This is a genomic window from Pseudoalteromonas sp. S558 (assembly GCF_005886635.1).
Classification (GTDB): domain Bacteria; phylum Pseudomonadota; class Gammaproteobacteria; order Enterobacterales; family Alteromonadaceae; genus Pseudoalteromonas; species Pseudoalteromonas aliena.
Genome location: NZ_PNDU01000220.1, coordinates 1 through 9130, shown reverse-complemented (window position 1 = coordinate 9130; position 9130 = coordinate 1). Strand labels below are relative to the sequence as shown.

At 39.9% G+C, this 9130-nt stretch carries 5 protein-coding genes; 4 read left to right on the top strand and 1 reads right to left on the bottom strand.

Annotation, left to right across the window (positions count from 1 at the left end; genetic code table 11):
- Positions 1–166 precede the first annotated feature (166 nt).
- Positions 167–955: a PhzF family phenazine biosynthesis protein gene (locus CWB66_RS14915; RefSeq protein WP_138585975.1), complete on the top strand. Its 789-nt coding sequence runs from the start codon at positions 167–169 to the stop codon at positions 953–955.
- Positions 956–1024: 69 nt separating this feature from the next.
- On the opposite strand, the gene CWB66_RS14910 is transcribed toward CWB66_RS14915, so the two are convergent.
- The gene (locus tag CWB66_RS14910; protein WP_138585974.1) at positions 1025–3532 is read right to left on the bottom strand and encodes a zinc-dependent metalloprotease; all 2508 of its coding nucleotides are present in this window, start codon (positions 3530–3532) and stop codon (positions 1025–1027) included.
- Positions 3533–3822: 290 nt separating this feature from the next.
- On the opposite strand from CWB66_RS14910, the gene CWB66_RS14905 reads away from it, so the two are divergent.
- From CWB66_RS14905 to CWB66_RS14895, 3 genes are all read left to right on the top strand, one after another.
- Complete coding sequence (locus CWB66_RS14905) at positions 3823–5001, top strand: efflux RND transporter periplasmic adaptor subunit (protein ID WP_138585973.1); 1179 nt, start codon at positions 3823–3825, stop codon at positions 4999–5001.
- A 14-nt stretch (positions 5002–5015) separates the two neighbouring features.
- Positions 5016–8171, top strand: coding sequence for an efflux RND transporter permease subunit (locus CWB66_RS14900; protein ID WP_138585972.1), 3156 nt, complete (start codon positions 5016–5018; stop codon positions 8169–8171).
- Between the two features lie 220 nt (positions 8172–8391).
- Positions 8392–8961 carry a chitin-binding protein gene (locus CWB66_RS14895; RefSeq protein ID WP_138585976.1) on the top strand — a complete coding sequence of 190 codons (570 nt, stop codon included), beginning with the start codon at positions 8392–8394 and terminating at the stop codon, positions 8959–8961.
- Positions 8962–9130 lie beyond the last annotated feature (169 nt).

The window sequence follows — 9130 nt, the reverse complement described above, 5'->3', positions numbered from 1 at the left end:
TTACTTAAAACAAGGCGAATTTACGCGTCAATAGCTAGCCTATTGCAAGTAAATTCAACGTAGTTAGCGCTGATAATAGCTGGAGATAGATTTATTACCCAGAGTTTAGATTAATTTAGTTAAGCTGTGGTAGTTTTAAGCTCTTAATCATTATAAAGTTTCAACAATGCAATTAACTATTCATCAAATTGATGCGTTTGCGAATGAGTTATTTAAAGGTAACTACGCGGCAGTGATCCCATTAGAATCGTGGTTAAGTGACGATCTAATGCTAAAAATTGGTGCTGAGAATAACGTATCTGAAACGGCTTTTACTTGTCAGCAAGATGATGGAAGTTTTGTTATTCGCTGGTTTTCTCCATTAATGGAAATAGACTTTTGTGGCCATGCCACACTCGCTGCGGCGTATGTTTTATGTGAAGAGCATAATGTATCGAAAATCCGCTTTATTGCCGATGCAGTAGGCGAGCTAATCGTTAATAAAAATGTTGACGGCAGCTTTGCAATGACCTTTCCGAAGCAAGTACCGAGTGAGGCTGATAATATACCTAAAGAGTTATTTAATAGCTTGTCTATACAACCTTTCAAGGTGTTAAAAAATCAGCAGGCTTATTTTGTGGTGTATAAAAATGAGCAAGATGTCATTAACCTTAAAACAGACTCTAATTTACTCAAAACCTTATACCCGTTAGACGTGGTGGCGACAGCTAAAAGTACAGAATATGATTTTATATCTCGTTATTTTTGGCCTGCAAGCGGTGGTGATGAAGATTATGTAACGGGTTCAATCCATACTGGTCTTGCACCTTATTGGGCGCAGCAATTGGGTAAAACTACGTTAAGCGCTTATCAGGCTTCAAGCAGAGGCGGGCATTTACTATGTGAAGTGGGTGATACAACCGTCACCTTAACGGGACATGCCGTAAGGTATTTAAAAGGCATTATTTATATTTAGTTTTCATTTTTTGTCATAAAAAAGGCCACGTTAAACGTGGCCTTGGTTTACTCAATTATTCGAGATATTTTACGCTTCTAATGCTTTTGCAATTAAGCGGTCAATATATTTTTTATGTGCTTTAGTCGCTGTATCTGATCCCCACGCAACACTGGTGTCGGCTATTTTAGTTAGCTGATATAACGCAGCGGTTTTAGCTAGGTTATCAAATTTACTTGCTTTACCAAGGCCTGCAATCGCGATTAGCTGATTAACATACTCAATTTGTAAGTTGTGGCTAATAGAGTTTGCGTCTTTGCTTTTCACAAAGATGCTGGCTGTTAAATCTTGCATAAACTGAGTTAGGCTATATTCATTACCGTATAGAGCGGTGTCAGAAATACGCAGTAATACCGCTGGGTGTAATAGCTGTGCAAGTACAGATTTCTGCATACCTAAAATCATTTGGTGTGCTTTAGGGTCTTCATTTTTACCGTAGTGATTAAAGCCACGACGTTGTAGTTGTAGGTAGCTGTATAGAGGTTGCATGTTTTGTAGCACGTCAGGGGCAAATACAAATTTGGCTAGTATATCCATCGCTTGTGTTTGGCGCTCAAGCGATACTGGCGTAAATGGTTTATCTGCATTTGCATCACCCACTACAGCGCGCTCAACATACACACCGCCAATCTGGCGAGAAACAACACCTGCTTGAGCTCGGTATTGACCAAATAAGCTATTAGCAGAGGTGACAAGCTGTTGGTAAGACTCACCTTTAACTGTTGCTTTATCTTTTAACTCAGTAAATAGTTTATTAATTAGCGCCATACGATCTGCGCCATAAGCTGCAGGATTTGATGACAAATCACCAATCATTACACGTGGATCAATATGGCGACCTGGTGCGCGCATATCGTCGGCATCGTTACCAAAGGCAAGAGCGTGCTCACTTGAACGCGCAAGTATTTTATCAAGCCGAGCTTGTTCAGCTGCTTTATCTGCAAGTGCTACGCTATAACCGTAATTAATTGCCCAATCATCGTAAGGACCTGGTTTTGTTTGAAAAATATCACCTTGCTGCATACCAATTGGGGCAATGTTAGCGGGTGCATAATCCATTACAGAACCGGTTACTATACCTTGGGTTTTGTTTTTATCGTGTACTTCTTTTTCATCCCACAAAATAGATGATTTCATGTTGTGGTTAAGACCTAAGGTATGACCAACCTCGTGAAGTACCAATTGTGTTAAACCTTGGCGAAGCATTTCTTTTTCTGCAATTTTGTCGCCGTTTGCAAGGCCTTTGGCAAGCATTAGGTTTTGTTGAATTTCATGCCCAAGAGAGCAATTCAACTCGCCGGTACTCATTGTTTCGCCGTGGCTCATTGTACCTTGGCTGAAAAGTGTGTCGTAAATCCAACGGTTTTTCATAAACACGAACTCAAGCATAATGTCTGAGCCCAGTATTTCACCAGTTAATGGGTTAGCAAGTGCTGGTCCGTATCCGCCAAATGGAGGCTTAGGTGACGAAGTCCAACGCAGTACGTTGTAATTAATATCGCCCGCATCCCAATCTGCATCGTCTGGTTGTACTTTTACTTCCAGCGCATGTTTAAAACCGGCTTTTTCAAAAGAAGTATTCCACGTTAAAACAGCGTCACGAATGGTATCGCGCCATTCAATAGGTGTGGTGTTTTCTATCCACCAAGTAATTGGTTTTACTGGCTCTGAAAGGGCTGCACTAGGGTCTTTCTTTTGTAAATCCCAGCGCTTTATAATATCTTCATAAGGTGCCCAATCGGTAGACGTCATTTGATCGAATTGGTTGGTAAAATAACCAATGCGCGCATCATCCATACGTGGCACGTAGTTATTCTCAGGTAGAGAAACAAATGAGTGCTGCACTTTTACCGATACACTACGTGGATCGCTTACTGCATTAGAGCCACGTACAGTAGGGCTTGCATTAGTAAATACGTAATCAACTACTACGTCTAAGTTATTAGGGTAAGGGCGCTGTTTAATAATACGTGATTTTTTATCGTCTAATTTACCTACTTTAAAGCGCTTTTTGGCATTTTTATCGGCTGGGTTTGGCGTAGGCGATACTTTGTGAAGTGCTTCGCTTAAAAATAGCTGATTTACATTAAATGCTATTTTTCCATCTTCTTCTTTTTCTATTTTAATGCTTGCTAGTACCGCTTCACTAATATTGGCCTCGCTTGCTTTAGAAATAGCACTGTTTTCATCAAACTTATATCGAGGTGTTTTGCTAATAATATCAATGCGGTCAAAGTACTTTCTAAATTCAATTAGCTTAGTTTCACGGTATGCCCCACGGAAATGACCTGCATCAGTAACTCCATCAACGGTGTGCGCAAAATACACAAATGGTGTATCGAGTTGTGACTCGCTAATTACCATTAGGTGTTCACCGGTTTTTTCGTCTTGATAAAGGTTAAATACGCCCGCAAATTCGGTTTGTCCTTTGATCATTTCACTAAGTGTTTTTGGTTTTTTGTCTTCTTTCTTTTCGGCAGCAAATGCATGGCCACTAAGCGCTAGACTAAGTGCAAGAGTAATTGTGGTTAATTTCATTATTTGATCTTTTTAATATTTGTTAATTTAATTGGACTGTACGTAAATTAATTTTATTTAGCACATCTTCGCGATGAAATTTACTTGTTAATAGGTAGTTCATTGATTTACATGTATAAAAGTTTGTAACAAAATATAAATAATGAGACGAATTGCAGTTTTTTCACTTCTTAAAGACATAAATAGTAATATTTTGTGTGTATTTGCAACAGTTGCTTACAAATGTCACCTTAATGTTTTGTTTGCCTCTGATATTATGGTGCTAATAGAACTTTAGGGATAAATAGAATATGCAAACAAATTCACTTAAATGGGTCTTCCCGTTCGTAGCACTTGCGATAGGGGTCGTTGGTTTCATGGGAATAAATGCCCTTGCACAAGAATCAGAAAAAAAAGAAATCGTTGATACGCGCCCAACAGTGCAGGTTGAGGCTGTTGCTGCAAATGATCATCAAGTTATTATTAACAGTTATGGTGAAGTAAAGCCGCTTGAAAATACACAGCTTTCGGCGCAAGTGTCGGGTGAGGTGTTAAGTTGGCACCCTAATTTTGTAGCTGGTGGCATTGTTGCGCGCGGTGAAACGCTATTTACCATCGAGAAAGATAACTACGAAGCAGCAGTGCTTGTTGCAGAGGCTGATCTTGCTCGCGCACAAGCGGGCTTAATTGAAGAGCAAGCTCAAGCGCAAGTAGCCGAAGACGAAGCAAAGCGTTTTCCTAGTAAAGCACGAACTGATTTATTCTTACGTAAACCTCAAGTACTCAGTGCGCAGGCATCCGTTAAGTCGGCACAAGCTGCATTAAAACGCGCGCAACGTGATTTAGATAATTGTGACGTGACAGCCCCTTACGATGCGTTGGTTATCAGCCGCAATGTTGGTGTTGGTCAATATGTAACAATGGGTTCGCAAGTTGCTGAGCTAAACAATATTGAAACCGCTGAAGTCATTATTCCTATAGCAGGTTTTGATAGCATATTTTTACCAGAGCGCATAAAAGGCATTACCGCAACGGTTATTCAAAAAGGGTTAAATAGCTTTACTCGAGAAGGCGTGATTGACCGTGATTTAGGAATTATTGATAACGCAACACGTATGAGTAGCTTAGTGGTGCGTATTGAAGACCCATATGGGCTTAAAACTAAACAACCAGCCATTAAGTTTGGCAGTTACGTACAGGTGAACTTTGCTGGTGCGATGCTAAATAATATTTACCGCTTACCGCAAGAGTTAGTAAATAATCAAACAGTGTGGATTGTTAATCAAGAACAACAGCTTGAGCCGCGCAAAGTCACAGTTATTCGTGAAGAAGGTGAATATTTTTATATTAGCGATGGTTTGCAAAAAGATGATAAGTTAGTGATCACTTTGCCAGAATACCCGCAAAAAGGCATGGCTGTAAAAATTGCAGGCCTTCAAAATACTAAAAAAACAGAGGTACTTGAAAGTGCCTCCACTGAACAATTATAAAGGTAGACTGAGTTATGAGTAACACTGAACTACCAAATACAGCGCCAAACGCTGAAAAACAAACCGGTATTATTGCTTATTTTGCCAATAACTCCGTTGCTGCCAACCTAATGATGATTTTTATTGTGGTGATGGGGATTATTAGCTTTCTTAACCTTCAGCGTCAAATGTTCCCAAATATAGAAATTAATTACATTAATATTGAAGCCAATTACCCAGGCGCTTCACCACAAGAAATTGAAGAAAGCATACTTATAAAAATTGAAGAGTCGCTAAAAGATGTGACCGAAATTAAAAAAGGTGTGTACAGGGCATTTAGAAATGGCGGTAGAGCAAGTCTTGAAATTAATACCGATGTAGAGCTTACCGATATACTCGATAAAGTTAAGTTACGGGTTGATGGTATAGCGACATTTCCTGCTGGTATGGAGCCGGTCACCATAAGTCAGGTGGAGTTTAAGCAAGATGTAATAGGTATGACGCTTGTTGCTGACCTACCACTTACTGAGCTTAAGCCGATCGCTAATCAGATTGAAGATGAGCTATTACAGCTTTCAAATGTATCTTTGGTGGTAAATGATGTTCCTCTTGATGAAATAGCTATCGAGATAGAACCCGATACGCTGCGTCAATATAACCTAACCCTTAGTGATGTAGTGAATGCAGTGCGTCGTTACTCAGCTAACTTTTCGGCAGGGCAGTTAAAAACCGATGCGGGTGTTATTTCTGTACGAGTCGAAAATCAGTTTTACTCAGGTGAAGAATTTAGACAAATACCGGTAAAAATAGGGGCTAATGGCGCTAAAGTGTTACTGCAAGATATTGCCGTGATTAAAGATCAGTTCACTGAGGGTGAGCGTTACTTTAAATTTAATGGTGAAAATGCGGTTTATATATCGGTTAAAGCGACCGAAGAGCAAAGTATTATCCCAGTTGCTGATTCAGTAAAAGCATTTATAGAATTAAAAAATAAAGAGCTACCGCTGGGGGTTCGTTTAGAGCCATTAATGGATATGACGTACTACTTAAATGCTCGTTTAGACATGATGGTTACAAACCTTATTCAGGGTGCTGTTTTGGTTGCAATTATGCTATCAATCTTTTTACGCTTTAAGTTGGCATTATGGGTAATGATTGGTTTACCAGTGTGCTTTTTGGGCGCAATGATGATGATGCCACTGTTTGGTGTAACCATTAATATTTTATCACTTTTTGCTTTTATTATGGTGCTAGGGATTGTGGTGGACGATGCCATTGTCATAGGCGAAAGTGCCTACACCGAAATAGAGAAAAAAGGTGGCGGTGTTGTGAATGTGGTTAATGGCGCAAAACGCGTAGCAACCCCCGCAACTTTTGGTGTACTAACTACCATTGCAGTATTTGCTCCATTTACGTTATCTACAGGTCCAGAAAGTGCCTTCTTTTATGGTATAGCTGTGGTGGTAATGCTGTGTTTGGTATTTAGTTTGATTGAATCAAAGTTGATATTGCCTGCCCATATTGCCCACACTCATTTTTCACCAATAAAAGAGGGGGGCTGGCGCGATCGGTTTAATACGCGATTTTTTGGTTTTGTAAATGGCCCATATAAGCGCTTTGTTGTACGTTGTGTTGAATGGCGTTGGTCAGTATTATTTTCATTTATCGCCCTATTGATCGTAACCTTTGCTTTAATCTCATCAAATCAAGTTCGTACTGGGTTTATGCCAAAAATTCCGCATGACTACCCGCAAATAAATCTAGAAATGAATGACAATGTATCAGACATACAAACAATAAATGCTATTCGTGAAATAGAGGCGATGGTGATTGCGATTGATGAAGATACTGAACGCAAATATGGTCAAAAACTCATAAGAGATATTTTAGTCTATAACCAAGGGCGCACCGAAGCCCAAGTGCTTGTGCCACTCGTTGATGAGAGAGTACGACCTTATAACGCGTTTGAATTATCACGCCGTTGGCGCGAAGCCATGCCAGATATTGCCGGTGTTAAATCATTAACCATTTATGATGATGTAAACGGAGGAGGTAGTGATGGCGAATTTGGTTATTTATTATATGGCTCAGATATTGATACATTGAATGATGCTGGTCGCCGCTTTATAGAATTGCTGCAACAGCAAGAAGGCCTGTTTGATATTAGCTCAACAATAGACCCTGCCAGTAAAGAAGTGCAAATGAGTTTAAAACCGGTCGCTTACGATTTGGGTTTAGACTTGGCTTCTATTGCTAATCAAGTTGGGGCAAGCTTTTACGGTGGTGAGGCTCAACGTGTCATCCGAAACGGCGAAGAGGTGCGTGTCATGGTACGTTACCCTAAACTGACTCGAGAGGCATTTTCGTCACTTAAACATGCGGTTGTTACTACCCCGCAGGGCCGTGAAGTACTGCTTGGCGATGTAGTTGAACTCACTGAAACACCGGGTATTAGTTATATTCGCCGCGAAGGGGGTTACCGCACTGTGTATGTTTATGGAAACATAGATGAAGAATTGATTGAACCAAACGAAGTTGTTGAGCAAATTAAAGAAAAATTACTACCACAACTTAAAGAAGAGTACCCAAGTGTTAAGTCTGAACTTGGTGGCGCCATTGAAGAGCAACAAGATCAAGCTAATCAGCAGAAGATGTTTTTCTTCGGTGGTATGATTTTGGTGTATATCTTATTAGCAGTACCTCTTAAGAGTTATGCGCAACCACTTATTGTTATGTCGGTTATTCCATTTAGCTTAACGGGAGCAATATGGGGGCATTACTGGTTTGGTTTGGATATAACTTTAATGTCTGGCTTTGGTATTATTGCCGCAGCTGGGGTGGTTATAAACGACTCTCTCGTCATGACTGATTACGTGAATCAAGCCCGCAAAACAGGTGTCAGTATCAAAAATGCTGTAATAGATGCCGGTTGTGCTCGATTCAGACCGATATTACTTACTTCAATCACTACATTTGCAGGTGTATTGCCCATTATGTTTGAAACAAGCTTACAAGCTAAGTTTGTTATACCTATGGCTGTAGCTCTTGGCTTTGCAGTGATGTTTGCCACCTTAATCACTCTTATATTAGTGCCATGCTTATATATAATATTGAGCGATATAGGTGAAATGTTTAAGCGCTTCTTTAGAATGATTTTCAAAAAGACGACGATTAAAAACTCTATGTCTTGAATGCAAAAGATACACATCAAAAAGCCAGCTCAATGAGTTGGCCTTTTTGTATGCTCTAATAATGATATTACTTATAAAAAGTAAGTATTAGTGATGATATGAAAGCTTAAGTTTACTATTAATAAGCTATGAACCATCGTATAACTTGTTTTTAGTGTATTTTTTGTGTATCCATATAGCCATAGATTCAATTTTGGTTTTTTAAGGTGTTGCTGTGTTTATGCATACGTCGTTGGCTTGTGGAAAGTGGTCGACAATAGGTTGCTTAAGTCATCATACCCAATTATTTATTGGTGATGTGGTGAGTGTAACCTTTTATGACATGCAAGGAGAGCTAGTCAGTTTGTCGTTCGATTATAAAATCACCTCACTTGAGCAAGGTGAATCTCATGCGTGGCCACGTTTAGTTGCTGAGTACATTAACGTGCATATTCCACTTGTAAGCGCAGGGCAAATGACAGAGCAAGGGCTTGTTGTAGGTTATCGTCATAATGAGATTTTTGCGTTGCAAAGCAGTGGCATTTGTAAAGCTAGTGTCGACTTTCACTGCATTGCAAAATGTGATGAGCGTAAAGTTAAAACTTCCGATGCTTACGATTACATTTACCCAGAAAATAGCGATATTTATAATGCGGGTACAAGAGTATTACAGCCAAAAACGGGAAAAATTTATCAGTGCAAGCCATGGCCATTTAATGAGTTTTGCCGTGCCAGTGGTGATGAAAAATTAATGTTTGAACCTGGGGTCGGTAAAAGCTGGGCGATGGCTTGGTTACAAATCTCGGACTAATAATCGTCCCTAGAAAGAACCCATAGGGCCGCGCATGTTTGGCATCTATGCTGCGTTATTGCCTATTTAGGGGGAACAACCACACTACATAGGCTCTGCATTGCCTAAATACCAAACAGTCTGCTGCAAAATCAATCACGAAACGACAGCACGCCCTAATTAAAGGTGC